The 25,126-nt window shown below is 70.3% G+C and carries 21 protein-coding genes; 14 read left to right on the top strand and 7 right to left on the bottom strand.

What is annotated here, in order from left to right; translation table 11 throughout:
• Positions 1 to 75: 75 nt before the first annotated feature.
• Positions 76 to 810, bottom strand: coding sequence for a cobalt-precorrin-6A reductase (locus FBZ83_RS27805; protein WP_145690022.1), 735 nt, complete (start codon positions 808 to 810; stop codon positions 76 to 78).
• Between the two features lie 23 nt (positions 811 to 833).
• On the opposite strand from FBZ83_RS27805, the gene cbiE reads away from it, so the two are divergent.
• From cbiE to cobM, 3 genes are read left to right on the top strand one after another with little or no spacing between them, the layout of a single operon-like run.
• The gene (gene cbiE / locus FBZ83_RS27800) at positions 834 to 2,060 is read left to right on the top strand and encodes a precorrin-6y C5,15-methyltransferase (decarboxylating) subunit CbiE (RefSeq protein ID WP_145690021.1); all 1,227 of its coding nucleotides are present in this window, start codon (positions 834 to 836) and stop codon (positions 2,058 to 2,060) included.
• A complete protein-coding gene (locus FBZ83_RS27795; RefSeq protein ID WP_211101708.1) occupies positions 2,057 to 2,467 on the top strand; it encodes a cobalamin biosynthesis protein in 411 nt (136 codons plus the stop codon). The genes cbiE and FBZ83_RS27795 overlap by 4 nt, the downstream gene beginning before the upstream one ends.
• Complete coding sequence (gene cobM / locus FBZ83_RS27790) at positions 2,464 to 3,225, top strand: precorrin-4 C(11)-methyltransferase (RefSeq protein WP_145690019.1); 762 nt, start codon at positions 2,464 to 2,466, stop codon at positions 3,223 to 3,225. Before FBZ83_RS27795 ends, cobM begins: the two co-directional genes overlap by 4 nt.
• 5 nt (positions 3,226 to 3,230) lie before the next feature.
• On the opposite strand, the gene FBZ83_RS27785 is transcribed toward cobM, so the two are convergent.
• Entirely contained in the window at positions 3,231 to 4,382 is a 1,152-nt protein-coding gene (locus FBZ83_RS27785; RefSeq protein WP_211101707.1) for a cobalt-precorrin-5B (C(1))-methyltransferase, read from the bottom strand.
• Between FBZ83_RS27785 and cobA the strand changes: the two genes are divergently transcribed.
• The 3 genes from cobA to bluB are packed head-to-tail and all read left to right on the top strand — an operon-like array spanning position 4,381 to position 7,197.
• A complete protein-coding gene (gene cobA, locus FBZ83_RS27780) occupies positions 4,381 to 5,187 on the top strand; it encodes a uroporphyrinogen-III C-methyltransferase (protein ID WP_145690018.1) in 807 nt (268 codons plus the stop codon). The two genes, FBZ83_RS27785 and cobA, sit on opposite strands and share 2 nt — an antisense overlap.
• Positions 5,180 to 6,541: a cobyrinate a,c-diamide synthase gene (locus FBZ83_RS27775; protein ID WP_247888507.1), complete on the top strand. Its 1,362-nt coding sequence runs from the start codon at positions 5,180 to 5,182 to the stop codon at positions 6,539 to 6,541. The genes cobA and FBZ83_RS27775 overlap by 8 nt, the downstream gene beginning before the upstream one ends.
• On the top strand, positions 6,538 to 7,197 hold the full coding sequence (gene bluB / locus FBZ83_RS27770) for a 5,6-dimethylbenzimidazole synthase (RefSeq protein ID WP_145690017.1): 660 nt from the start codon (positions 6,538 to 6,540) through the stop codon (positions 7,195 to 7,197). The genes FBZ83_RS27775 and bluB overlap by 4 nt, the downstream gene beginning before the upstream one ends.
• A 10-nt stretch (positions 7,198 to 7,207) precedes the next feature.
• Here the strand turns inward: bluB and bdcA are convergent, their stop codons facing one another.
• Positions 7,208 to 7,921: an SDR family oxidoreductase gene (bdcA, locus tag FBZ83_RS27765; RefSeq protein WP_145690016.1), complete on the bottom strand. Its 714-nt coding sequence runs from the start codon at positions 7,919 to 7,921 to the stop codon at positions 7,208 to 7,210.
• Positions 7,922 to 7,994: 73 nt separating this feature from the next.
• On the opposite strand from bdcA, the gene FBZ83_RS27760 reads away from it, so the two are divergent.
• Both FBZ83_RS27760 and FBZ83_RS27755 read left to right on the top strand, forming a co-directional pair.
• Positions 7,995 to 8,594, top strand: a complete 600-nt coding sequence (locus FBZ83_RS27760; RefSeq protein ID WP_247888506.1) for a TetR/AcrR family transcriptional regulator — start codon at positions 7,995 to 7,997, stop codon at positions 8,592 to 8,594.
• A 125-nt stretch (positions 8,595 to 8,719) separates the two neighbouring features.
• Positions 8,720 to 9,169 carry a carboxymuconolactone decarboxylase family protein gene (locus FBZ83_RS27755; RefSeq protein ID WP_145690015.1) on the top strand — a complete coding sequence of 150 codons (450 nt, stop codon included), beginning with the start codon at positions 8,720 to 8,722 and terminating at the stop codon, positions 9,167 to 9,169.
• A 16-nt stretch (positions 9,170 to 9,185) separates the two neighbouring features.
• Here FBZ83_RS27755 and FBZ83_RS27750 read toward each other — a convergent pair whose 3' ends face one another.
• Entirely contained in the window at positions 9,186 to 10,634 is a 1,449-nt protein-coding gene (locus FBZ83_RS27750) for a PLP-dependent aminotransferase family protein (protein ID WP_145690014.1), read from the bottom strand.
• 412 nt (positions 10,635 to 11,046) lie between these two features.
• Between FBZ83_RS27750 and FBZ83_RS27745 the strand changes: the two genes are divergently transcribed.
• Positions 11,047 to 12,582 carry a bifunctional metallophosphatase/5'-nucleotidase gene (locus tag FBZ83_RS27745; protein ID WP_145690013.1) on the top strand — a complete coding sequence of 512 codons (1,536 nt, stop codon included), beginning with the start codon at positions 11,047 to 11,049 and terminating at the stop codon, positions 12,580 to 12,582.
• Positions 12,583 to 12,589: 7 nt separating this feature from the next.
• A complete protein-coding gene (locus FBZ83_RS27740) occupies positions 12,590 to 15,076 on the top strand; it encodes an ATP-binding protein (protein ID WP_145690012.1) in 2,487 nt (828 codons plus the stop codon).
• A gap of 25 nt (positions 15,077 to 15,101) precedes the next feature.
• On the opposite strand, the gene FBZ83_RS27735 is transcribed toward FBZ83_RS27740, so the two are convergent.
• A complete protein-coding gene (locus FBZ83_RS27735; RefSeq protein WP_014197577.1) occupies positions 15,102 to 15,434 on the bottom strand; it encodes a DUF1491 family protein in 333 nt (110 codons plus the stop codon).
• A 66-nt stretch (positions 15,435 to 15,500) separates the two neighbouring features.
• Here FBZ83_RS27735 and FBZ83_RS27730 point away from each other — a divergent pair, with 66 nt between their 5' ends.
• On the top strand, positions 15,501 to 16,955 hold the full coding sequence (locus FBZ83_RS27730; RefSeq protein WP_145690011.1) for a tetratricopeptide repeat protein: 1,455 nt from the start codon (positions 15,501 to 15,503) through the stop codon (positions 16,953 to 16,955).
• Here FBZ83_RS27730 and FBZ83_RS27725 read toward each other — a convergent pair.
• Positions 16,928 to 17,194, bottom strand: a complete 267-nt coding sequence (locus tag FBZ83_RS27725) for a hypothetical protein (RefSeq protein ID WP_247888505.1) — start codon at positions 17,192 to 17,194, stop codon at positions 16,928 to 16,930. The two genes, FBZ83_RS27730 and FBZ83_RS27725, sit on opposite strands and share 28 nt — an antisense overlap.
• Before the next feature lie 279 nt (positions 17,195 to 17,473).
• On the opposite strand from FBZ83_RS27725, the gene FBZ83_RS27720 reads away from it, so the two are divergent.
• The 3 genes from FBZ83_RS27720 to FBZ83_RS27710 all read left to right on the top strand — a co-directional run bounded on the left by FBZ83_RS27720 (position 17,474) and on the right by FBZ83_RS27710 (position 24,450).
• A complete protein-coding gene (locus tag FBZ83_RS27720; protein ID WP_145690010.1) occupies positions 17,474 to 20,902 on the top strand; it encodes a flagellar hook-basal body complex protein in 3,429 nt (1,142 codons plus the stop codon).
• 78 nt (positions 20,903 to 20,980) lie between these two features.
• Positions 20,981 to 22,387, top strand: a complete 1,407-nt coding sequence (gene flgK / locus FBZ83_RS27715) for a flagellar hook-associated protein FlgK (RefSeq protein ID WP_145690009.1) — start codon at positions 20,981 to 20,983, stop codon at positions 22,385 to 22,387.
• Positions 22,384 to 24,450, top strand: a complete 2,067-nt coding sequence (locus FBZ83_RS27710; protein ID WP_145690008.1) for a hypothetical protein — start codon at positions 22,384 to 22,386, stop codon at positions 24,448 to 24,450. Before flgK ends, FBZ83_RS27710 begins: the two co-directional genes overlap by 4 nt.
• A gap of 106 nt (positions 24,451 to 24,556) precedes the next feature.
• Here FBZ83_RS27710 and FBZ83_RS27705 read toward each other — a convergent pair whose 3' ends face one another.
• Positions 24,557 to 25,042 carry a flagellar biosynthesis regulator FlaF gene (locus FBZ83_RS27705; RefSeq protein WP_145690007.1) on the bottom strand — a complete coding sequence of 162 codons (486 nt, stop codon included), beginning with the start codon at positions 25,040 to 25,042 and terminating at the stop codon, positions 24,557 to 24,559.
• Positions 25,043 to 25,126 lie beyond the last annotated feature (84 nt).

Below are 25,126 nucleotides of genomic sequence, written 5' to 3'. Positions count from 1 at the left end.
CTCCCCCGCTTTGCAGGGGAGGGAATCATCTCCTCCCCCTGCGCAGCGGGGGGAGGTCGGGAGGGGGGCCCGACTCTACAGCCCTTCCAACCACCTGAGTGCCGCCTCAGCATCGTGCACCTCAGCCACGCCATTACCCTTTGGGCGTTCGACCATCACCACGGGAATGCCCCGGCGGCGCGCCGCCTCCAGCTTCGCTTCCGTGGCGCTCCCGCCGCTGTTCTTGCTGACCATGACCTCCACCCGATGCTTTGCCAGCAACGCCGCCTCCCCCTCCAGCGTGAAGGGGCCGCGGTCGAGGATCAGGCGGTGATCCGGCAGGTTCGGCGGCGGTTCCGGCGGGTCGACGGCGCGGATCAGGTAGCGCTTGTCCGGCACCGCCTCGAAGGCCGCGACCTCCTGACGGCCGATGGTCAGGAAGACGGTCCCGCCCAGCGGGCGCAGCGCCTCGGCGGCGGCGGCCATGTCCGGCACGCCGATCCAGCGGTCGCCCGCGCCCGGTTCCCACGGCTTGCGGGTCAGCACCAGCAGCGGCACGCCCACCCGCGCGCAGGCCGCCGCGGCGTTGGCGGAGATCTGGTCGGCGAAGGGATGCGTGGCGTCCACCACCGCGCCGATGCCGGTCTCCACAAGATGCGCCGCCAAGCCGTCCACCCCGCCGAAGCCGCCGATGCGGGTCGGCAGGGGCGGCAGAACCGGCTTCTTGGTCCGCCCGGCCAGCGACACCGCCGCGTCGATGCGCGGGTGCCCGCTCAGCAGGCGGGCCAGCGCCGTGGCCTCAGTGGTGCCGCCCAGAATCAGCGCCTTCATGCTTGTCCTCCTTGGGGTGCGCCATGATTAGCACAGGACCGGGGCGCTGGCTGAGCGTCGTCGGCATCGGCGAGGACGGGTGGGACGGTCTGTCGCCCGCCGCACGCGCGCTGGTGGAAGGCGCCGAGCTTCTGGCCGGCGGCGCCCGCCATCTGGCGCTGGTGCCTGAGTTGAGCGGGCAGGAGCGGTTGCCCTGGCCCTCCCCCCTGTCGGACGCCTACCCCGCCCTGCGGGCGCGGCGCGGCCAACGGGTCTGCGTGCTGGCGAGCGGCGACCCGTCCTGGTACGGCATCGGCGCCACCCTGTCGAAACTCGTTCCGGTTGAGGAACTGTCGATCGTTCCGGCCCCGTCATCCTTCAGCCTCGCCGCCGCCCGCCTGGGCTGGCCGTTGCAGGACTGCGGCACCCTGACCGTGCACGGACGCCCGCTGGAGCTGGTCATTCCGCATCTGCAACCGGGGGCACGGCTGCTGGTTCTGTGCTGGGACGGAACGACCCCGGCCAAGCTGGCGGCGCTGCTGACGGCGCGCGGCTTCGGACCGTCGCGCCTGACGGCTCTGGAATCGATGGGCGGGCCGCGCGAGCGCTGCCTCGTTGCGACGGCGGAAGAGTGGTCGGCGGAGCGCGTGGCCGACCTGAACACGCTGGCGGTGGAGTGCGTCGCCGCCTCCGGCGCCCGCGCCCTGCCGCGCACGCCGGGCCTGCCCGACGACTGGTTCGAGCATGACGGCCAGATCACCAAGCGCGAAATCCGCGCCGTCACCCTGTCCTGGCTGGCGCCGCGCCGCGGCGAGCTGCTGTGGGACATCGGCGCCGGCTCCGGTTCCATCGGCGTCGAATGGATGCTGAGCGACCCGACCAACCGCGCCATTGCGGTGGAGCACAAGGCCGACCGCGCCGCCCGCATCCTCGCCAACGCCGCCGCCTTCGGCGTGCCAGGGCTGGACCTGGTGCGCGGCAAGGCGCCGGAGGCGTTGGACGGGCTGCCGGCGCCGGACGCCGTGTTCATCGGCGGCGGGCTGACCAACGACGGGGTGCTGGACGCCTGCTGGTCGGCGCTGCAGCCCGGCGGGCGGATCGTCGCCAACGCCGTGACGCTGGAGAGCGAGGCCATGCTGATCGCCACCCACAAGCGGCTGGGCGGGCAGTTGTCGCAGATCGCCGTCAGCCGCGCCGCGCCCATCGGCGGCTTCACCGGCTGGCGCCCGCTGATGCCGGTCACGCTGTGGCTGGCGGAGAAGCCGCAGTGACGGCGGATCGCTTCATCGCGGCGGGCATCGGCTGCCGAGCCGGCTGCCCTGGCGACGAGATCGCCGGGCTGCTCCGCGCCGCCTTCGAGGAAGCCGCGCTGGACGAAGGCGCGCGCCGCGCCGTGCAATTGGCGGCACCGATGCGCAAGCGCAACGAAGCCGGTGTGGCGGAGGCGGCGCATCTGCTCGCCCTGCCGCTGCGGTTCGTTGACGATTCAGCGTTGATGGCGGCTCAGGACCGGGTGCTGACCCGCTCCACCCGCGTCGAGGCCGCCGTGGGCGTCGCCTCGGTCGCGGAGGCCGCGGCGCTGGCCGCCGCCGGGCCGGGCTCCACCCTATTGCTGCCGCGCCGTTCCACCCCGCGTGCCACCTGCGCGCTGGCGATTTCCAGGGATTGTTTCGCATGACCGTGCATTTCATCGGCGCCGGACCGGGCGCGCCCGACCTGCTGACCCTGCGCGGGCGCGACCTGATCGCGTCCTGCCCGGTCTGCCTCTACGCCGGGTCGCTGGTGCCGAAGGAGATCATCGCCCACGCCCCGCCGGGCGCCCGGATCATCGACACCGCCCCGCTGACGCTCGACCAGATCGTCGCCGAGTTCAAGGCCGCGCACGCGGCCGGGCAGGAGGTGGCGCGGCTGCATTCCGGCGACCTGTCGGTCTACAGCGCGCTCGGCGAGCAGACGCGGGCGCTGCGGGAGCTGGGAATCCCCTACGACATCACGCCGGGCGTGCCGGCCTTCGCCGCGGCCTCGGCCGCGCTGGGGCGGGAGCTGACCCTGCCGGAGGTCAGCCAGACGCTGATTTTGACACGCACGGAAGGCCGGGCCTCGGCCATGCCGACGAACGAGACTTTGGAGGTTCTGGGGCGGTCGGGCGCCACGCTGGCCATCCACCTGTCGATCCACGTCATCGACCGTGTGGTGGAGCGCCTGACCCCGCTCTACGGCGCGGACTGCCCGGCCGCGGTGGTCTACCGGGCGACTTGGCCGGACGAGCGCGTGCTGCGCGGCACGCTGGCCGACATCGCCACCAAGGTGGCGGACTCGCCGATGGAGCGCACCGCCCTGATCCTGGTCGGCCCGGCGCTGGGGGTGGAAGATTTCCGGTGCAGCGCGCTCTACGACGGGTCGCATGTGCGCCGCTACCGGGGGCTGGGGGAGTGAAGGGATTAAGGTCCCGCCCAGCCGGAACCGCCGACGATGGTGCCCTGGCGGTCGGTGACCAGCACCTCGACCGACACGGGGGCGCCGTCCAGCGTCTCCAGCGCCGTGCGTTGCGCCAGCGCCGCCACGCGGTCGGCCAGCGGCAGGCCGGCGCCCCCGGCGATGCTCAGGACCTGCGCGGCGGTGTTGGCGGCGCGGGCCTCGGCCACGGTGTCGGGAGCGGCTCCCAGCTCGGCCATGCGGTCGGCCAGCCAGTCGAGATCGACGCTGCCGCGCTTGGAATGCAGATCGAGCAGGCCGCGCGCCAGCTTCCCGAACTTGGCGAAGCCGCCGCACAGGGTCAGGCGCGGGATCGGGTGGCGGCGCAGGTACTTCAGCGTGCCCCCCGCGAAGTCACCCATGTCGAGCAGCGCGTGCTCGGGCAGGCCGTAGCGCGCGACGACCGCCTTTTCCGAGGTGTCGCCGGTGCAGGCCGCGACGTGGCCCAGCCCGGCCGCCCGCGCCACATCGACGCCGCGCTGGATCGAGGCGATCCAGGCCGCGCAGGAATAGGGCACGACGATTCCCGTCGTCCCAAGGATCGACAGGCCGCCGAGGATGCCCAGACGCGGGTTCATGGTGCGGCGGGCCAGCGCCTCCCCATTCTCCACCGACACTTCGACGACGACGTCGGGGGCCTCCCCGGCCAGCGCCGCGGCCTCCGCGACCGCTTGGCGGATCATGGCGCGGGGCACCGGGTTGATGGCCGGCTCGCCGACCGGAACCGGCAGGCCGGGTCGGGTCACCGTGCCCACCCCCTCGCCCGCGCGGAAGACCACGCCCTGGCCGGGTTTGGCGCGGCTGACGCGGGCGCGGATCAACGCGCCGTGGGTGACATCCGGGTCGTCGCCGGCGTCCTTGACCACGCCCGCCGCCGCCCAGCCCTCGCCGCGCTCCGTCCAGGCGAGCGCGAAGGCTGGCGTCTGGCCACCGGGCAGGGTTACCGTCACCGGATCGGGGAAGTCGCCGGAGAACAGCGCCCCGCAGGCCGCCCGCGTGGCGGCGGTGGCGCAGGCGCCCGTCGTCCAGCCCCGCCGCAGCGCCTTGCCGTCGCCGCTTCCGTCGCCGTTCCCCTCGCCGCCGTCCACACCGTTTTCCGTCGCTGAGTGCTCGTCCATGACCGCAGAGCCGTCGCCCGACTCCCTCTCTCTTCCTCTGGACCTGGCCGACTTCCGGCCCGGCAGCGTGTGGCTGGCGGGGGCCGGTCCCGGCGATCCCGGCCTGCTGACCCTGCTGGCCCTGCAAGGTCTAAGGCAAGCCGACGTGATCGTCCACGACGCGCTGGTCGGTGAACGGATCATGGCGCTGGCGGCGCCCTCGGCAAGGCTGGAGTTCGCGGGCAAGCGCGGCGGAAAGCCCTCCGCCCATCAAGACGACATCACCAACCGCCTGATCGAGCTGGCGCGTGAAGGGCACCGCGTGCTGCGGCTGAAGGGCGGCGACCCCTTCGTGTTCGGGCGCGGCGGCGAGGAGGCGCAGGCGCTGGCCGAGCGGGGCATCCCCTTCCGCATCATCCCCGGCATCACGGCGGGCATCGCCGGCCCCGCCTACGCCGGTATCCCGGCCACCCACCGCACGGCCAACCAGGCGGTGATCCTGGCGACCGGCCATTCCTGCGCGGGCGGGCCGGACTGGAAGGCGCTGGCCGCGACGGGCGCGCCGCTGATCCTCTACATGGCCTGGAAGGGCCTGCCCGGCATCGCCGCCGCGCTGATGGAGGGCGGGCGGTCCGCCGACACGCCGGTCGGCGTGGTGACCGACGCGACGACCGAGCGGCAGCGCGTGCTGGTCACCACACTCGGCACCTGCGTCGCCGACCTGGAGGCGAGCGGGATGGAGCCCCCGGCCATCATCGTGATCGGCGAGGTGGTGCGGCTGCGCCCCGTGCTCGACTGGCTGCCCAAGGAGGGTCCCCATGGCTGAGGCCGCCATGTCTGAAGCTGCACCGCGCGGACTGATCGTCGGGGCGCCGGCGTCGGGCACCGGCAAGACCACCGTCACGCTGGGGCTGCTGGTCGCCCTGAAGGCGCGCGGCCTGCGCGTCGGTGCGGTGAAGGCGGGGCCGGACTACATCGACCCGGCCTTCCATCAGGCGGCGACCGGGCGGCCCAGCGTCAACCTCGACAACTGGGCGATGGGGCCGGACCTGCTGGACTCGCTGGCCCGCCGTGCCGGGGACGGCACCGACCTGCTGGTCTGCGAGGCGCTGATGGGCCTGTTCGACGGGGTGGCGGGCGTCGGGGCGACCGGCACCGGCGCCACGTCGGAGCTGGCCGCGCGCACCGGCTGGCCGGTGATCCTGGTGGTCAACGCCAAGGGCCAGTCGCAGTCCGCCGCCGCCCTGGTCAAGGGCTTCGCCACCTACCGCGACGATGTGCGGATCGGCGGGGTGATCCTGAACAACATCGCCAGCCCGCGCCACCTCGCCTTGGCCGGCGGCGCCATCGAGGCGCTGGGCATCCCCGTCCTCGGTTCGCTGCCCCGCACCCCCGACGTGATCCTGCCCGAACGCCATCTCGGCCTGATCCAGGCGGAGGAGACGGCGGACCTTCAGGAGCGTCTGGCGGCGCTGGGACGCTTCATCGCGCAGCACGTCGACCTCGACCGGGTGGCGGCACTCGCCACTGCTTCCTGCGCGCCGGAGGGGAGCTTCGCACCCGCCCTGCCGCCGCTGGGCCAGCGCATCGCCATCGCGCGCGACGCCGCCTTCACCTTCGTCTACCCGCATCTGCTGGAGGGCTGGCGCGCGGCGGGCGCCGAGGTGACCCACTTCTCGCCCCTGGCCGACGAGGCGCCGCCCGACGACGCGGACGCCGTCTATCTGCCCGGCGGCTATCCGGAACTGCACGCCGGGCAACTCGCCGCCGCCGGACGCTTCCGCGACGGCATGCACCGCGTCGCCGCGCTCGGGCGCCCGGTCTATGGCGAGTGCGGCGGCTACATGACGCTCGGCGAGTCGCTGGAGGACGCGGCGGGGACCACCCACCCGATGCTCGGGCTGCTCGGAGTGCGGACCTCCTTCGCCAAGCGCAAGCTGCATCTGGGATACCGCCGCGCCGTCCTGCTCGGCGACACGCCGCTGGGCCGGGCGGGCACCGCGCTGCGTGGGCACGAGTTCCATTACGCCTCGATCCTCGACCGCGGGGCCGACGAGCCGCTGGTCACCGCGACGGCGGCGGACGGGTCGGACCTCGGCCCGCTCGGCGGGCGGCGCGGCAGCGTCTTCGCCTCCTTCTTCCACGTCATCGCGGCGGACCCCGATCGGGAAACGCCATGAACGACCACGCCTTCGCACCGGAGGAGCGGGACGCGCTCTACAAGGCGATCTTCTCGCGCCGCGACGTGCGCGGGCAGTTCGCCCCCGACCCGGTGCCGGAGGAGGTGCTGACCCGCGTGCTGACCGCCGCGCACCACGCGCCGTCGGTCGGCTTCATGCAGCCGTGGAACTTCATCATCGTCCAGGACCCCGCGGTGAAGGCGCGGGTTCACGCCGACTTCTCCCAGGCCAACGAGGAGGCCGCTGCCCTCTTCACCGGGGAGCGCAAGGCGCTCTACAGCCGCCTGAAGCTGGAAGGCATCCGCGAGGCGCCGGTCAACCTGTGCATCACCTGCGACCGGGAACGCTCCGGCCCGGTGGTGCTGGGGCGGACGCACATCCCGACCATGGACCTCTACTCCTGCGTCTGTGCGGTGCAGAATCTCTGGCTGGCCGCCCGTGCGGAAGGGCTGGGCGTCGGCTGGGTCAGCATCCTGCACGAGGACAAGCTGCGCGAGGCGCTGGGCATCCCGGAGCGGATCGTCCCGGTCGCCTATCTCTGCCTTGGCTACGTCTCCCATTTCCACGAGACGCCGGAACTGGAGAAAGCCGGCTGGCGCAGCCGGCTTCCCCTTGAGGACCTCGTCTTCCGCGACCGCTGGGGCGAAACGACGTAACCGGCGGCCGTCAGGCCCCGAAGCCGCCGTCGATGGTCTGGAACGAGCCGGTGATCATCGCGCCGTGCGGACCGGCGACGAAGGCGGTCAGTTCGGCGACCTCGCTGGCGTGGGCGTGGCGCTTGATCGCCATGAAGCCGTGCATGGCGGCGGCCATCGGGCCGTCGGCCGGATTCATGTCGCTGTGGGTCGGCCCCGGCTGGATGGCGTTGACGGTGATCCCGCGGTCCCCGAAATCGCGCGCCAGACCGCGCACCATGCCCTGGACCGCCGCCTTGGTGAGCGCGTAGGCGGCACCGCCCGCGAAGGGCATCCGGTCGCCGTTGACCGACCCGATGACGATGATGCGCCCCGGCCCGGTCATGTGGCGCGCCGCCTCGACCGCGGCGTGGTAGGGCCCGCGCACGTTGATGTCGATCATGCGGTCAACCTCGTCGGGGTCGAAGGTCAGCGGATCGCCGATCATGGCGACCCCGGCGTTGACGACCAGCACATCCAGCGCGCCCCGCCCCGCCACCGTGGCGATCACCGCGTCGCGGTCGGCGCTGTCGGTGCGGATCGCCTCCGACCCGGTCTCGGCGGCCAGCGCCGCGGCGGCCTCCGCCGAGCCGGCGTAGGTGAAGGCGACCTGCCCGCCGCCCGCCGCGAAGCGCTGGACGATGGCCTTGCCGATGCCCCGGCTGCCGCCCAGCACCAGGATGTTCTTGCCCGCGAAGTCGCTCATGATCGGTTCCTTGAATTAATGTAGTGACCGCTATATAAAATCACTCCAGAGCATCGCGCAAGGATTTTTTATAGTGGTCGCTACAAAAAAATCGGAGCCGCGTGGACGGCGGCGTTCCTTCGACGTGGACGAGGCGGTGGAGACGGCGATGCGGCTGTTCCACGCCCGCGGCTACGACGCGGTCGGCGTGGCCGAGCTGGGCGCCGAGCTGGGCATCAAGCCGCCGAGCTTCTACGCCGCCTTCGGCAGCAAGGCCGGGCTGTTCGAGCGGGCGCTGCGGCGCTACGCGGCGGGCGAGGCGAACATCTTCGCCAGGGCTCTGGCGGAGGGCGGCGATGTGGCGACGGTGATCGCACGGACGCTGGCGCTCGCCGCGGCGCTCTATCCCGGCCAAAATGGGACGGCGGGGTGCCTCGTGCTCGATGGCGCGCGCAACAGCGCCGACCCGGAGGCGCAGGCCCTGGCCGACGCGGCCAAGCGCGAGGGTTGCGCGGCGGTCCGCGACTTCATCGCCACCGAAGCGCCGGATCGCGCCGACGCGCTGGCCGATCTGGTGGTGGTCGCGATGATGGGGATGTCGGCGGCGGCCCGCGACGGCGCGGACCGGGACAGGCTGGAGCGGGTGGCCGCCATGATGGACCGCGCCTTCCGCCGGGAGCTGTCGGGCGCCTGACGGGTCCCCTTGCGGAAGATGGTGCAGGATTTCCGTCACGTCTTGGTCCTTACGGCTGACCGGCGGGCGGTGCAGGATCCGCGGCAGCCGGGCACCTCCCGCATTCCCATTGAGGACCAACCGCCATGTCCCCGCGTCTCGACTACCACGCCACCACCCCCGCCGGCATGAAGGCCTTCGCCGGCGCGCACGGCTACATCGGCCAGTGCGGGCTTCCGGTCACGCTGATCGACCTTGTGTACCTGCGGGTGTCGCAGATCAACGGCTGCGCCTATTGCATCGACCTGCACAGCCGCGATCTTCTGAAGAACGGCGTCACCATCGACAAGCTGGTGCTGGTGCCGGTCTGGCATGAGGCCGAAACGCTGTTCACCGACCGCGAGCGCGCCGCGCTGCGCTGGGCGGAGACGGTGACGCGGGTGGCCGAGACCGCCGTCCCGGATTCGGAGTTCCAGGCGGTGTCCGCCCAGTTCTCCGAGAAGGAGGTGGCCGACCTGACGATCGCCATCGGCCTGATGAACCTCTACAACCGCCTCGCCATCAGCTTCCGCACGGTTCCCGCCGCCGCCCGTTGAACGCGTTCTGGCAGGGTCAGCCGTGCCGCTTCACCAAGTCGATCAACCGGCGGCAATCCTCGGACAGGCGCCGTTCCTGGAAATTGGTGATGCCCAGCAGGAGGCCCCGGGGCCGCGCGGCCTCCAGCCCGTCGGCGTACCAGGGCGACAGCGGCACCGGAGCGAGGCCATCCGCGCGTGCCGCCGCGGCGATGGCGACGTCTTGGCTGCCGGGCGGCAGCAGCAGGCGAACCGACAGGCTTCCCGACGCCTCCACCGCCATCGGCGACTCCGCACCAGCGGCGTCGCGCAGCGCCGCCAGGAGGGTCTGCTGGCGGGCGGCGTAGAGCCGCTTCATCCGGCGCAGATGCCGGAAATAATGCCCGCCCACCATGAAGTCGGCCACCGCCCGCTGCATCGCCGCCGCTGGAGCGGGGGACAGGCAGGCGGCGGCCTCGCCGAAGAGACCAGCCAGATCCGGCGGCACCATCAGGAAGCCGAGCCGCAGCGCCGGGCTGATCGTCTTGCTGAAGGTGCCGGCGTGCAGCACCCGCCCATCCCGATCAAGGGAAGCCAGCGCCGGAGCGGCCCGGCCCTTCAACTGCAGTTCGCTGAGATAGTCGTCCTCGACGATCCACGCCCCGGTCCGCGCCGCCCAGTCCAGCAGGGCGAGACGGCGCGGCAAGGTCATGGTCACGCCGAGCGGCGCTTGCTGGCCGGGAGTCACCACGGCCAGACCCGCCGCCGGCGCGCGGGCGAGTCCGGCCTCCACATCGATCCCGCCGCTGTCCACCGGCACGGGCATCACGGTCATGCCGGCAAGGTCAAGCGCGCGGCGGGTCAGGGGAAAGCCGGGCTCCTCCATCCAGGCGGTGGCGCCGTCCAGCCGCAAGGCCCGAATCGCCAGACCGAGCGCACCGGAATAGCCGGCCGTGATGAAGATCTGCTCGGGACCGCAGCGGATGCCACGGGCAATGGCCAGCACGGCGGCGACCTCGCGCCGCAAATCCGCATGGCCACGAGGATCGGGATAGCCGACCGGAGCCGCGGCGGCGGCCCGCGCCGCCCGCCCGACGATCCGCGACCACAGGGTGAAGGGAAAGGCGTCCTGCGCCGGCACGCCCATCTGGAAGGGCAGCGGCGGCCGCTCGAAACTGGAGAACAGCTCCAGGATGGACGGGGCCCGGACCGGCCGTCCGCCGGAGGGCGGTGCCGTCATGGTCCCCTCGGCCACGCGGGTTCCCGCGGCGCCCAGGCCGACCGCGAGTTGTTCGTCGATCAGCCGCTCATAGGCGTTGCGCACCGTCCCGCGGGAAACGCCGAGTTGCGCGGCCAAATCCCGCCAGGACGGCAATCGCGCCCCCTCGGCCAGCCGGCCGTCGCGGATGCTGTCGCGCAAGGCGGCGTAGATCTGCGTGGACAGCGGAACCTTCGCGGTCCGGCTGAGGGCGATATCGAGCGATTCCGGCGGCGGCAGGGCGGTCATGGGCCGAAGGATACCCGACCCTTGCCCGTCCGCAATCCCAGCCCATCGCGGACGAAAAAAAGGCCGGAGCAACCGCTCCGGCCTTGAGTCTAGGGAGGAAACGCCCCGAGAATGGGCTGGCGGAGAATAGGGGCACCCCTTTCGAACTGGTATTACCAATCCGGAATGGGTGCGGTGCAGCATCCGCATAGGCCGACAATTCCCTGTAAATACTGTGGGCTTATGGCATTTCCGGTCCGCCCTGGCGCCCGGGTGCCGCCCGGCGGTGAAGCGGGGCGATTTGTCATCCTCGGTACAGCTTCACCACCGGCGTGCGAACGCGCATAATCCGGCGCGGAACCGGGGGGTGCGGAACCGGGGGTGCGGCCTGCGGTCGTGACCGCCTTGCGGGCGCTGGATGGGGAACGACGGCATGGGATTCGGCAGGGGCGTCTGGCTGCGCCCGGTGGTCGCGCTGGTTCTCGGGATTCTGGCTTATGGGACAACGGCCGGCGGATCCGCCTGGGCGGACACCACCCGCTTCACCATCCTCTACGCCCACAGCACGACCGAGCTGGAGGACGTCCAGGGGCGCGGCGGCATCGCCCGGCTCGCCACGCTGGTCCGGCAGGAACGGGCGGCGGGCGGAACCGTGCTCGTCCTGCACGGCGGGCAGGCGCTCGCCCCCTCCGTCCTGTCCTTCTACGACCAGGGCGCGCACGTCATCGACCTGCTGAACGGGGTCGGCATCGACGCCATGGCGGCGCTGAACCGGGAATTCCATCACGGCGACGACGTGCTGATGACCCGCGCCTTCGAGGCGAGCTTCCCCATGGTCGTCTCCAACGCGGTGGACCGCCAGACCGGCAAGCCGCTGGACGGGCTGGAGGACCGGGCGGTGCTCAACGCCGGGCCGGTGCGCGTCGGGGTGCTGGCCGCGGCGCCGGCGCGGACTGGGGAGATCACCCGCTCGCCGCGCACCGCCTTCCTGCCGCCGGGACCGGTCCTGGCCCAGAAGGCGAAGGAACTGCGCAGCGCTGGGGCCGATCTGGTCGTCGCGCTGACCGGCGATTCCGGCGGCACCCACCGCGAGGTGATCGCCTCCGGCGCCGCCGACATCGTGCTCTACCAGGACCGCGGGCGGGTGATCGCCGTGGATTACGACGGCAAGACGCTGAACGCGACGGTCGAGCCGCAGGCCGCCTGGGTGCTCGCCCTGGACATCACCGCCGAGACGGTGACCAAGGGCGGCGCCGCGCGCACCGTGTGGAGCAGCGGCGTGCGCGCCATCGACACCGCCACCCTGCCCCCCGACCCGGCGCTGGACACGCAGGCCAAGGCCTACCGCGCGCGGCTGGACAGCATGCTGGGCATGCAGGTGGGCCGGCTGGACGCGCCCATCGACACGCGGCGCGAAGCGGTGCGCGCCAGCGAGAACGCCTTCGCCAACACCGTCGCCGATTCGCTGCGCGAGGCGATGGAGGCCGACGTGGCGCTGATCAACGGCGGCTCCTTCCGCGGCGACCGCGCCTACGCGGCGGGCACGGTGTGGACGCGCCGGGACATCCAGACCGAATTCCCCTTCCACGACACCGCCGTCCTGATTGAGGTCACCGGGCAGCAGCTCCGCGACGCGCTGGAGTTCGGCTTTTCGGGAATCGAGCAGTTGCAGGGCCGCTTCCCGCACCTGTCCAACGCCCGCATCACCGTCGACGCGTCGCGCCCGCCCGGCCAGCGCGTGGTGGCGCTGACGGTGGGCGGCAAGCCGGTCGAGCCGGCGGCCCGCTTCCGGCTGGCCACCGGCAGCTACCTCGCCAACGGCGGCGACGGCTACGCGATGCTGTCCACCGCCCCGCGTCTGGTCGACGACCGGGACGCCGATTTCGTCTCGACCATCCTGGCCAGCCGGATCGCCCGCACCGGCGGCTTCGCACCGCGGCTCGACGGCCGCCTGACGGTCCAGCGGTAGCCGCGGAATGGACGCGAGCACCCCCAAGTCGGCCACGCCGCCGCCCACCGACCGCAGCGGCGCCACAGCGCCCCTGCGCCGGCGGCGCGCGCGCGCCGGCATCGTGCTGCGCATCTCCATCGGCCTGACCATCATGACCATGCTGGTCCTGCTGGTCGGCCTCGTGTCGCTGTCCTCCTTCCAGCTCTTCCGCGGGGAGGTGTCGGTTCTGTCCACCACCACCCTGCCGAAGGTCATCACCAGCGCGGAGCTGCGCGGCTCGCTCCAGAAGCTGGTCGCCCGCCTGCCCGTCCTGGCCGGCGCGGCCACCACCCCGCAGCGCCGGGCCATCTACGACGAACTCATCAGCGAACTGGAGTTCCTGAGGAAGCTGGTGGAGCGCATGCGCGACCTCCACCAGCAGGGGGAGCCGGGCAGCGATGGCGAAAGCGACGAGCTGCGGCTTCTGGAACAGGCCCAGTCCACCCTGCTGATCCTGGCGGCGACGGTGGCCGACCTCAACGCCGAGGTCGGGCGGCAGATCGAGGCCGGCGCCCGTCAGGCGGACGCGATCCGCGCGCTGGCCCAGCTCGCCGACGCGCTGGAGCGGCTGCCGGGAGCGGAGCCCGGCACCGGCCCGGCCACGGCGGGGCCGGGCGGCGGCGGGATGCTGGGCGCCTGGGCGGTTCGGGCGGGCGCGCTGATGGCGCGGGCCGCCGGGGCCATGCAGACCGACCATCTGAACCGGCTCCGGGTGGAGCGCCGCAACGCCGAGAACACGCTGGCCGAGCTGGGCCGGCTGGCCGCCGCCACGCCCGAGCCGGAGGGGTCGGCGATGGAGCGCATCCGGGCCGACCTCGCCGCGATCCTGGTGGCGCCGGGCGGGCTGTTCGACAGCTCCGCCGAGCGGCTGCAGGCGCGCAACCGCGCCCAGGCGCTGTCCGGCCAGTCGCGCGTCCTGGTCGAGACGGTGGACCGCTTCACGCTGGCCCTGTTCGACGCCATCCACGACCAGTCCACCGACCGCACCGGCGATCTGGCGGCGATGATCCAGGAGCGCTCGCGCCTCGTGATGGTGCTGGGCGGCGCCTCCATCCTGCTGGCCATCCTGGTCCATCTGTTCTTCCGGCGCTTCCTGACCTCGCGGCTGGTCGCGCTGAACGGCGCGGTGCTGGCGCGCCTGTCGGGAAGCGACGCGACGGTGCCGGTGGAGGGCAACGACGAGATCACCGACATCGCCGCCTCCATCCGCTACTTCATCGACGAGATCGACCGGCGCCAGATGGATCTGGCCGACAACGAGCGGCGCTTCCGCGACCTCGTCGAGGGCTCCATCCAGGGCATCATCATCCACCGCGATTTCCGCCCGCTCTACGCCAACGACGCCTTCCTGCAGATTCTGGGCAGCAGCCTGGACCGCGCGCTGCGGGTGCGCTCGGTGCTCGATTTCATCGCCGAGGACAGCCGGCCGCTGGTCGAGGACAACTACCGGCACATCGTCGCCACCGGCCTGCCCAGCGAGCGGCGGCGCCTGCGCGCCCGGCGGCTCGACGGGTCGGAGCGCTGGATCGAGCTGACCAGCCGCCGTATCGACTGGAAGGGGGAGACCGCCGTCCAGTCCATCGTCGTGGACGTGACCCGCGAGGTCGAGGCGGAGGCGGCGCTGCGCCGGTCGCGCGACGCGGCCGAACAGGCGCTGCGCGAGCTGAAGGAGACCCAGGCCAGCCTGATCCAGGCGGAGAAGATGGCCTCGCTCGGCCAGCTCGTCGCCGGGGTTGCGCACGAGGTCAACACGCCGATCGGCATCACCATCACCGGCGCCTCGCAGCTCGCCCTGCAGTTCGAGGAGCTGGCCCGCCAGCTCGCCGCCGGGGCCATCAAGAAGTCGGAGTTCCAGCGCTTCCTGGCCGACGGTGGCGAGATGGCCCGGCTGATCCTGTCCAACAGCATGCGCGCCGCCGATCTGGTGCAGAGCTTCAAGATGGTCGCGGTGGACCAGTCGAGCGACGAGCGCCGCCGGTTCGAGCTGAGGACCTACATCGGCGAACTGCTGCGCAGCCTGCGCCCGGTCTACAAGGACGTGGCCGGTCTCGACATCGCCGTCGACAGCCCCGACGAGCTGGAGCTGGACGGCTACCCCGGCGCCCTGTCTCAGATCCTGACCAACCTCGTCCTCAACGCCCTGACCCACGCCTTCACGCCGCATCATCCCGGCCGGCTGACCATCGCCGCCCGCCTGCTGCCGCAGGATCAGGTGGAGCTGACGGTGACCGACGACGGGCTGGGCATCCCGTCGGACATCCTGCCGAAGATCTTCGACCCCTTCTTCACCACCCGCCGCGGCAGCGGCGGCAGCGGGCTGGGGCTGCACATCGTCTACAACCTCGTCACCGGCACGCTGCGCGGCACCATCACGGTGCAGAGCATCCCCGGCGAGGGCACCCGCTTCACCCTGCGCTTCCCGCGCGTCACGCCAACGGCGGGGGCGACGGTGGGCAAGGCGGAATTGGTGTGATCCGGCGCCGTTCCGAGGAGCCGGGTCAGCGCACCTCGCCCTCGAACCAGTGGCGCCCCTTGCGGTCCTCGACCTCGATCACCCAGACGTCGGGGTCGTAGCGGGTCTGGCGGGCGATGTAGGCGTCCGCCGTCGCCTCGTCCACCGGTTCGGCGCCGGTGCCGCGCGACCAGCGCAGCCGTTCCTCGTCGCGCACCTGGACCAGCACGCTGAAGGTCCGGTCCAGCCGGTTCAGTTTCAGGATGACCGTGCCGCGGCTGGGGTCGCCCTTGCGCAGAACCATCATGGTGACGCCCTCGGCATCGGCGGCGCGGATGTGCGCCATCACCCAGAGGTGAGTCGGCAGACGGTCGTCCATGGGAATCCTCGTTCCGGGAAGGTCCGGGGGCTCGCCTTCGACACGGCCCCGGTGTAGACAACGGGCATGGCGACACTCCTGGACGTTCTCGACGCCGCCGTCAACCACCACATGGCCGGGCGCCTCGCCGAGGCGGCGCAGGACTACCGCGTCGTGCTGGCGGTGGATCCGGCGCAGCCCGACGCGCTGCACCTGCTCGGCGTGGCGGAAGCCCAGCGCGGCGCCCAGGCCGCGGCGGGAACGCTGATCGCCCGCTCGCTGCGGCTCCGCCCAGACGCGGCGGCGCCCTGGGCGAACCTCGGCGGCGTCCTGCGCACGCTCGGCGACGCGGAGCGGGCCGACGCCGCGCTGACCCGCGCCCTGGCGCTCGACCCGGCCTTGGCCGACGCCCTGACCAATCTGGGTTCGGTGCGCCACGCCCTGGCCGATTATCCGGCCGCGCTGGCGTGGCTGGAGCGTGCCGAACGGCTGCGCCCCGGCCATCCGGAAACCGCGCTCAACCGCGGCGTCGTGCTGCGCGACGCGCAACGCTTCGCGGAGTCCGACGCCTGCCTGGACGCCCTGCTGGCCACAAGGCCCAACCACGCCGAAGCGCATCTGGCGCGCGCCGTCGGCCGGCTGGTGCGGGGCGACCTGCGCGCCGGATGGGAGGAGTTCGAGTGGCGCCCGCGCCGCCTGCCGGCCCCGCCCTGGGCCGGGGAGCCGCTGGACGGCCGGCGCATCCTGCTGCACGCCGAACAGGGCTTCGGCGACACCATCCAGTTCGCTCGCTACGCCCCGCTGGTCGCCCGCGCCGGCGGCCGGGTGATCCTGGACGTGCACCCGCTGCAATTCCGTCTGCTGCGCTCGCTGGGGCCGGAGATCCAGGTGCTGGTGCGCGGCCCCGCCCCGGCGCCGCACGACCTTCACTGCCCGCTGATGAGCCTGCCGCGCGCCTTCGGCACCGATCTGGCGAGCATCCCCGCCCCTCCCGCCTACCTCTCGGCCGAGGCCGACGAGGTGGCGCGCTGGGGCCGCCGGATCGCCGACATTGACACGGGGTCAGGGTCGGGGCCGCGTGTCGGCCTCGTCTGGGCGGGCAACCCGAACCACCGCAACGACCGCAACCGCTCCATCCCCGCCGAGCGGCTGGCCCCGCTGCTCGACACGCCGGGCGCGCGCCTGTTCAGCCTGCAGACCGGCGACGCGACGGCGGCCCGACCCGCCGCCCTGCCCGACCTGATGGTCGGCGTCCGCGACTTCGCCGACAGCGCGGCCATCCTGGCGAATCTCGACCTCGTCATCGCGGTGGACACGGCGACCATCCATCTGGCCGGCGCGCTCGGCCTGCCGGCGTGGCTGCTGCTGCCCTACGCGCCGGACTGGCGCTGGCTGCTCGACCGCGCGGACAGCCCCTGGTACCCGTCGCTGCGCCTGTTCCGCCAGCCCAGGCCCGGCGACTGGGACAGCGTCCTGCACGCCGTCGCCCAGGAGCTGGAACGGTTCGCCGCGGCTCAGTTGGCGCCGCAGAAGCAGTCGTAAGGATCGTTTCCGCTCCAGCCGGAACGCGGCGCCGCGGCCGGCAGCGCCGGCAACTCCATCCCCGGCAGGGACGCGTTGAAGGCGGCCACGTCGAAGGGCCGCGGGTCCGGCGGATCGAAGCGGAGCGGCGCGCTGCTCAGCGCGTGCCCCAGCAGGGCCGCCCCCAGCAGCGGTATCAGACATTGCTCCACGCGGTCCAAGGCGGCCTCCCCCCCGGCGGCTCCTCCGCCGGCGCGCATCCCGTTTCCCCTCCCCCGTTCTAGCGCAGCCCCCGTCCGGCCACGCCCTGTCCTTTGGTCATACCGGAGGACGGACGGAGCGACGGGAGCTTTCTTCCCTGCACCGCAAGGGCTGCTAGGCCAATTTTTCCCAGCGCGCGGCAAAAACGGGGCCGGCGCGGCCTTTCGTCAGGATTTTCATTACAAAACAAAGACCTAACAACGGCCGCGCAGTTGGCATCGTCCTTGCTTACCCGAATGGCAACGGTTTATGCCCTTTCCGCGTGGAGATCCCTGGCCATGAGCATCTTCGGTTCGATGACCACCGCCGTCCTCGGCCTGAGCGCGCAGTCGAAGGCCCTCGGTCACATCTCTGACAACATCGCCAACGCCTCGACGGTCGGCTACAAGCGGGTCAACACGGCCTTCGAGACGCTGGTGCTCCAGTCCAACGAGCGGTTGCACGCTCCGGGCGGCGTGACGGCGGCGCCGGTCTTCATGAACAACATCCAGGGCAACCTGACCCAGGTGCAGAGCCCGACCAACGCCGCCATCCAGGGCCAGGGCTTCTTCAGCGTGTCCAAGCTCAGCCGCGGCCTGACCGGCCCCGGCCAGCAGGGCGAGACGGTGCAGACCCAGACCGGCACGCTGAACGCCGACAACGTCTATTACACCCGCGTCGGAGACTTCGAGCTGGACAAGAACCGCTATCTGGTGAACAGCGCCGGCTTCGCGCTGAACGGCTGGATCGTCGACGACGTGACCGGCCAGTTGAAGAAGGACGTGGTGCAGCCGCTCCAGGTCAACACCCTGACCGACAAGCCGCAGTCGACCAACAGCATCACGCTGGGCGCCAACCTGCCGGCCACCCCGACGCCGGGCGTGCCGATCCCGTCCTCCAGCATCCAGGTCTACGACACTCAGGGCAACGCCCGGACCATCCAGTTCAACTGGCGCCAGGACGCCGCCAACGCGTGGCGCCTGGGCATCGACGCGCCGGGAAGCTCGATGCAGCCGGTCGCCGGCTCCTTCGCCGGCGGCGCCGCCAACATGGCGGCGGGCAGCCAAGTGTCCGGCGTGACCCCGGTGGCCCAGGTCAGCCAGGTGCGGGTCGACGGCACGACCACCATTCCGCCCTCGTCGGTCACCATCGGTGGTCGCACCAATTACTATCCGGACGGCACGTCGCAGGACAACATCCGGGTCGGCGATACCTACGGCTTGACTATCAACGGCACCACCGTATCGGTCGGTCCGCTGACCACCGCGACCATTGCGAACTTTTCAAGCTACCAAGATGTCGCAGCCGCCTTGATGGATCAAATCAATGCGCTGCCTTCTGGCCCCTATCAGGCCGAGCTGGACCCCAACGACGGTCGTAAAATCATCGTCAAAACGACAGGAGCAACACCCACGCCGGTGCAGCTCTCCGGGACCTTCAGCAACACCACGCCGCAAAACACCACCATCAACGGTCCCACAACCACCACGACCGGCTCGGTGAGCGGCGACCAGCGCAGCACCTTCACCTTCTCCACCGCAGCAGCCATCGACGTGGGCGACGAGTTCCGCATCACCGTGGCGGGCAAGGAATTCAAGACGCGCGTCACCTCGGCCAACATCGGCACGCTGGGGAACATCAACGGGGTGGTTGCCAATCTGGCCAGTCAGATCAACGCCGCGGTTCCGCCTCTGGGCATCAACGCCATGATCGGCACCGCCACGGTTCCGGCCGGCACGGCTAACCAGCTCGTGCTGGATGGTACGGCCACAACCCAGACCTTCACGACCAGCTATGGCGTTACCAACGCCGATAGCCGCAAGAACAGCATCACCGCTTCTACACCGGTGGCCTACAACGTGTTGACACCAGGCACCGTCCAGACTGCCAACGCCACCCAACCCGAGATTACCCAGGTTGAGTTCCCGACAGCCGCAACCTTGAAGGTGCCGGATCAGTATGTCGTCAATGTGCTGGGCCAGGAGTTCAAGACCACCATCTCCTACGCAAACATCAACACGCTGAAGGATATGAATGGCGTCGTGGATGATCTGGTTGCGAAGATCAACCTCGCCGGATTGGCAGTTAACGCTTCGAAGAACCCTGCGGGTAATCTGGTGCTGACCGGCACCACGGACGGCACGACGCTGAATGTCGGCGCCAACTATCTGGACATCACCGGCACCGACAATGTGCGGGTGGGTGACAGCTACACCGTGCGGGTGGACGGCGTTCCTTATACGGTGTCGGTCACCGGCGACAACATCCTGACCATGGGGACCTACGGCGGCATCGCCAACGCGCTGGCCGCCCAGATCAACTCGGCTCGGCCGCAGGCGCCAGTCATCGCGTCCGTCGAGAACTCGCAACTGCAGCTCACTGCCCGCAACCCTGGCACGGCCTTCAAGATCGACCAGGAATTCTCCAACGGCACGGCCTCCAACAACCAGGTGAACGGCCCGACAATCAGTGCGCCGACGGACTCGCGCGGCCAGCGCCAGGAATTCTCCTATCCGCAGACACAGATCGACATCGGCGACGTCTACACGGTCTCGGTCGACGGCACGCCGATCTCGGTGACGGTGGACAAATCCAACTACGGCAACTTCCAGGACATCAACGGCGTCCTGCAGGAACTGGCCAACCGCGTCAACGCCGCCAACCTGAACGTCGTCGCCACCTCGACCGGCGGCCGGCTAACCCTCACCCACAACACCTCGACGACCGGCAAGTTCGAAGCTAAAGCGAGCATCCAGAACGCCACCGGCAGCGCCGGCACTCTGACCGCCTCCACCACCACCTCCAACGTAGCGGGTGTACGCCAGTCGGAATCGGTGACGCTGACCGGCACACCGGGCGACAAGGGCGCCGAGTACACGGTGACCATCAGCGATACCCCCATCACTTACAAGACAACGGGTGAGGAAACCTCGATGGAAACCATCGCGGCCAGCCTCGCCAATCTGGTGAACAAGAACACCTCCCTGCCGGTGACCGCCAGCGCCGAGGGCAGCGTGCTGAAGCTCGTCGCCAAAACGGCGACCGGCGACCCGGACAACAAGTTCAGGCTGGACGTCAGCGCCCAGGCCGGCACCACCCCCGCGCACGTCCTGCTGAATTTCGGCACCGATCCCGGCAACGTCGGCACCATCACCAGCGTCAGCACGGCCAAGGTCGGCACCGGCACGGCGGTGACCTCCGCCAACCAGGGGCTGGGGGCGGACGCCAACGTGACCTTCACGGTGGATTACGGCTTCGGCCCGCAGCAGATCACGCTGAATCTCGGCCAGATCGGCAAGTCGGGCGGCGTCACCCAGTTCGCCGGCAGCGAGATCAACGTGCGCGAGCTGGTCCAGGACGGCGCCTCGCGCGGCCAGTACAAGGAGGTGGTCTACGGCGACAACGGCGACGTGATCGTGAACTACGACAACGGCCGCAGCCGCACCATCGGGCGCATTCCCGTGGTCACCTTCAACAACCCCAACGCCCTGCAGCGCGAGGCGGGCGGCGTCTACATTGAGACGGACGACGGCGGCCGGCCGAACTTCAACGACCCCGACACCAACGGGGCCGGCGCGGTGGTCGCGAACAGCGTGGAATCCTCCAACGTGGACATCGCGGACGAGTTCACCAAGCTGATCGTCACCCAGCGCACCTACTCCGCCAACACCAAGATCGTCACGACCTCCGACGAGATGCTCCAGGAAGTCCTCGGCCTGAAGCGCTAAGCGCGGTCCTGACCACGCGGGCGGGCGCCCGATCCGCGCCCAGCCCGGCCTATCCCGCAGACGAAAGGTCCAACGACCATGTCCCTCTTCGGCGCCCTCGGCAGCGCGACGGCCAGCCTCCGTGCGGTCCAGGCCCAGGTGAAGCTGGTCTCGGACAACGTCGCCCGCGCCGACGACCCCACCCGCACCCGGCACACCGTGTCGAACGTGCTGGATTCCAACGGGTTCGTCCTCACCTCCCAGTACCGCCGCGAGGTCGATTCCGCCCTGCTCAGCCAGGTGCAGGACCTGACCGCGCGCGAGGGCTCCTCGTCCACCAAATCCTCCTACATGCAGCAGTTGGGCGACCTGCTGCGCACGACCAGCGGCAAGCCGCAGCTGAACCAGTACGCCGAAGCCTTCCAGACCGCCTGGAAGGCGGTGGAAACGTCCCCGGAAAGCGAGGTCGCGCAGTACCAGCTCGTCCAGGCCGCCGACACCTTCGCGCGCGAGATCAATCGCGTGTCCCAGGGCGTGGAGGACATGGACCGCGAGATCCAGGGCGACCTCAGCCAGTCGGTCGGCGAGGTCAACCGGCTGCTCAAGGAAATCAACAGCATCAACAACAACATCGTGTCGCTGCAGGGCTACGGCTCGGCCGGCAACGAGGTGGCCGACAAGCGCGACGGCCTGATCCGCGAGCTGAGCACCTACGTCGGCGTGCGCACGATGACCCGCCCGGACGGCCGCGTCGCCGTCTTCACCCCCACGGGGCTGGCCCTGGTCGACAGCCAGGCGGCAAATCTTTCCTACGAGGGCGGCAATATCAACCTGACGGTGGGCAATCAAGTCACCAACGTCAACCAGCACCTGAAGGAGGGCAAGGTCGCCGCGCTGATGAACCTGCGCGCCGACGGCTCGACCTCCACGCCGCCGCAGCCGGCCAGCGCCGACCCGACCACCGAGGTGATCCGCAAGCTGCGCTCGCAGCTCGACTCCTACGCGCAGATGTTCACCAGCCCGACCAAGCCCGGCGAGCCCACCAGCTTCCGCGACGCCTACGACCAGGCCAAGACGGTGCCGGGCGAGGAGGGCACGCAGTTCTTCATGGGCAACGACCGCTTCACCATCCACGTGAACGAGAACCTGCTGAACAACACGAAGAAGCTGAAGAGCGCGGCCGTCAAGGACGTGGTGACGGCGCTCAGCGCCACCGGCCGCAGCTTCCAGGCCGACGGGCTGAAGCTGGAGGGCGCGTCCTTCAGCTCGATCAGCAGCAACATCACCGGCGGCTGGATGGCCGCGGCCAAGACCGCGATGGACAAGTCCTCGTTGGACAAGGACTCCCGCCAGATCCTGGAGGAACGCTACCACGCGACGACCGGCGTCAACATCGACGAGGAAATCGCCAATCTGCAGCAGCTCCAGACCTCCTACGCCGCGTCGGCACGGGTCATGCAAGTGGCCAATACGATGTTTGACGCGCTGGAGGCGATCGTCCGATGAGCTCCATCACCCAAGTCAGCAGCTACGCCAAGTATCTTGGCTTGGTTCGCAACCTGACCAACGGCCAGAACAAGGTGGACACGCTCTCGGAGCAATTGACCACCGGCAAGAAGTCCACCGACCTCAACGCCTACGGCGCCGAGACGCAGAAGCTGCTGGCGCTGCGGGCCGAGCTGGTCCAGCGCGAGGCCTACGTCCAGAACATCAACACCGCGTCGCCGCGCGTGAAGGCGACCGACACGGTGCTGAACAGCCTGGAAAAGATCGCCACGGACTGGCAGAGCAGCAACCTGATGCCGTTCCAGCCGGGCCCGGCCACCGTCACCTCCGCCTTCAACAGCAACCCCGACGCGCTGAAGCTGACGGTCAACGGCGACAAGTCCACCTTCACGCAGAACGCCCGCTACACCGTCACCTCCACCCCGTCGAAGGACGGGGTCAACGGCTCGTTCGACGTGACGGTCACCGACGGGCTGGGCGGCAAGACCACCCGCACCATCAATCTGAAGACCGTGCCCCCCAGCGACGGCGGCGGCTACAACTTCAAGATCGACGGCGGCCCCGGCGGGGGCGCGGTGCTGAACCTCAGCTTCGACCAGCTCACCGCGGCGTCGAGCAGCACCTTCAACGTGAGCTGGCCGCAGGCCAACGACATGCGCGACCGGGTCGAGGGCGCGCTGCGCGACATCCAGCAGCTCCTGAACGAACAGTTCGGCGACCGCTATCTGTTCTCCGGCTCGCGCTACGGCACCGAGCCGGTCGGCGACCTGCTGGCCCAGCCGCAATCCACCCGCGTGACGCTGAACGGGTCGATGGTCAACACGGACGACTACTTCGAGGTGTCGATCAACGGCAAGCCCTTCGGCTATCAGGTCCAGCTGGGCGATCCGAAGACCGTCACCTTCGTCGCCAGCACGCTGAACAGCCTGATCCAGTCGGCCAACCCGAAGCTGCCGATCATCGCCTCCGCCGCCAACGGGGTCATCTCGCTGATCAGCGAGGACCAGAGCGGGAAGTTCGACGTGACGGCGCGCGTCCAGAACTCGATGAGCATCGACAATTCGATGACGGCGCCGACCACCACCCAGGCGGCCACCCTGCCGGCGCCCGCCGGCACCGGGCTGAAGCAGATCGACAGCTTCGCCCTGACCGGCGACGGCGTGGACATCGGCGACACCTACGAGATCAACGTCACCGTCGGCGACCCGGACGACCCCTTCAACCGGAAATACTATGCGGACCATCCGGACGAGCCGGAGGATTTGCCGCCGTACCAGCAATACACGGTCCGCTACACGGTCACCGAGAAGGACTTCAACAACGGCGTCACCGACGTGTCGAAGGTGGCCGACATGCTGCGCGCCGAATTCAGCAAGACCAGCCCGGTGCCGCCGGTGACCATCGACCCCGCCGGCAATGGATCGACCATCCAGTTGACCAGCAACAGCACGATGGACCCCAACCATCCGTCGCGCATCCAGCAGTTCTCCACCGCGGTGCGGGCGGTCAACGGCCAGATCGACAACACCATCTCGGTCGCCACCCTGCCGTCGCAGGCCGACGCGCTGACCGACCTGCCCTATGTGGACCCGCCGGACCTGCCCTTCTACGATTCGGAATACATGTCGAACCGGAAGAACAGCAAGGCGTGGGACAAGGCCGCGGTCACCATCGACGACGGCCAGACGCTGACCTACGGCGTCACCAGCGACGACCGCGCCTTCCAGAAGCTGGTCTCCGCCTTCCGCATGGCCCACGTCGCCGCGTCCAACCCCGGCAAGTACGAGGAATACATCACCAAGTCGCGGGAGCTGATGGCCCAGGCCAAGGACGAGGTGCGGTCGGTGCACTCCAAGGTGGCCTCCGACCTCGCCACGCTGGAGGAGAAGAAGACCGCCCACACCACCGCGTCGGCCACGGTGGTCGAGCGCATCGCCGGCATCGAAGGCATCGACGAGACCGAGGTGGCGGCCCGCCTGCGCACCTCCATGAATGCCCTGGAGGCCGCCTACACGGTCGCCGGCCAGCGCCAGAAGCTGTCGCTGCTCAACTACATCAGCTGAGGGGGGCACCGGCTCCCTCCCGGGCGCAACGGAGAGGGAGCCGGTGCCGAACAAAAAAACCGGCGTCCCGAGGGACGCCGGTTTTTTCATGGAACGCGCGTGGCTCTCAGATCGAGATGCGCAACGATTGGCGTGGCGGCTGGCCGTCCGGCGCCGCGACCGGAGGCGCCATTGGGGGCGCCATCGGGGGACGGGCCGCCTGCGCAGCCGGAGCCGGCTGGCCCGGAGCGGCCGTGTCCGGACGGGCGGTCAGGCCGCTGGCCACCGACCGGTTGATGCTGATGAGGGTGTCCAGCTTCGACACGTCGAGATCGACCAGGCGGGCCATCGTCTCACGGTCGACCAGCAGCGACAGGGCGGCGATGTTGGTGCGCACCTCCGGCGGATGGCCGCAATCGTCCTCGGTCATCGCGGCCTGGAAGATCGTCCACAGGCGCTGGTTCAGTTGCAGGGCGGCGCGGAGCGTCTCTTCGTTCACGGGGCTGCGCCCGGCATCGAGCAGGCGCCGTGACGCCTCCGCCAAAGCCCAGGCCTCGACATCACGAGGATTGTCGGAGGTCGGCTTGTTCGCGTATGTCGGTGTCGGCTTCATTCCAAACCCTCGGGACAGGCCGCCGGACAGAGCAATGCTGTATCAGGTCCGGACCAAAAGGATTGTCAGCGATCCTTCAATCCT

Source organism: Azospirillum brasilense (assembly GCF_007827815.1).
Lineage (GTDB): Bacteria > Pseudomonadota > Alphaproteobacteria > Azospirillales > Azospirillaceae > Azospirillum > Azospirillum brasilense_C.
Note: the sequence above shows the minus strand (reverse complement) of the source record. Positions and strands in the feature narration are given on the sequence as shown.

Coding starts and splice junctions, on each gene's coding strand:
- FBZ83_RS27805 (WP_145690022.1), bottom strand. CDS start 810: ATGAAGGCGCTGATTCTGGGCGGCACCACTGAGGCCACGGCGCTGGCC.
- cbiE (WP_145690021.1), top strand. CDS start 834: ATGATTAGCACAGGACCGGGGCGCTGGCTGAGCGTCGTCGGCATCGGC.
- cobM (WP_145690019.1), top strand. CDS start 2,464: ATGACCGTGCATTTCATCGGCGCCGGACCGGGCGCGCCCGACCTGCTG.
- cobA (WP_145690018.1), top strand. CDS start 4,381: ATGACCGCAGAGCCGTCGCCCGACTCCCTCTCTCTTCCTCTGGACCTG.
- FBZ83_RS27785 (WP_211101707.1), bottom strand. CDS start 4,382: ATGGACGAGCACTCAGCGACGGAAAACGGTGTGGACGGCGGCGAGGGG.
- FBZ83_RS27775 (WP_247888507.1), top strand. CDS start 5,180: ATGGCTGAGGCCGCCATGTCTGAAGCTGCACCGCGCGGACTGATCGTC.
- bluB (WP_145690017.1), top strand. CDS start 6,538: ATGAACGACCACGCCTTCGCACCGGAGGAGCGGGACGCGCTCTACAAG.
- bdcA (WP_145690016.1), bottom strand. CDS start 7,921: ATGAGCGACTTCGCGGGCAAGAACATCCTGGTGCTGGGCGGCAGCCGG.
- FBZ83_RS27755 (WP_145690015.1), top strand. CDS start 8,720: ATGTCCCCGCGTCTCGACTACCACGCCACCACCCCCGCCGGCATGAAG.
- FBZ83_RS27750 (WP_145690014.1), bottom strand. CDS start 10,634: ATGACCGCCCTGCCGCCGCCGGAATCGCTCGATATCGCCCTCAGCCGG.
- FBZ83_RS27745 (WP_145690013.1), top strand. CDS start 11,047: ATGGGATTCGGCAGGGGCGTCTGGCTGCGCCCGGTGGTCGCGCTGGTT.
- FBZ83_RS27740 (WP_145690012.1), top strand. CDS start 12,590: ATGGACGCGAGCACCCCCAAGTCGGCCACGCCGCCGCCCACCGACCGC.
- FBZ83_RS27735 (WP_014197577.1), bottom strand. CDS start 15,434: ATGGACGACCGTCTGCCGACTCACCTCTGGGTGATGGCGCACATCCGC.
- FBZ83_RS27730 (WP_145690011.1), top strand. CDS start 15,501: ATGGCGACACTCCTGGACGTTCTCGACGCCGCCGTCAACCACCACATG.
- FBZ83_RS27725 (WP_247888505.1), bottom strand. CDS start 17,194: ATGCGCGCCGGCGGAGGAGCCGCCGGGGGGGAGGCCGCCTTGGACCGC.
- FBZ83_RS27720 (WP_145690010.1), top strand. CDS start 17,474: ATGAGCATCTTCGGTTCGATGACCACCGCCGTCCTCGGCCTGAGCGCG.
- flgK (WP_145690009.1), top strand. CDS start 20,981: ATGTCCCTCTTCGGCGCCCTCGGCAGCGCGACGGCCAGCCTCCGTGCG.
- FBZ83_RS27710 (WP_145690008.1), top strand. CDS start 22,384: ATGAGCTCCATCACCCAAGTCAGCAGCTACGCCAAGTATCTTGGCTTG.
- FBZ83_RS27705 (WP_145690007.1), bottom strand. CDS start 25,042: ATGAAGCCGACACCGACATACGCGAACAAGCCGACCTCCGACAATCCT.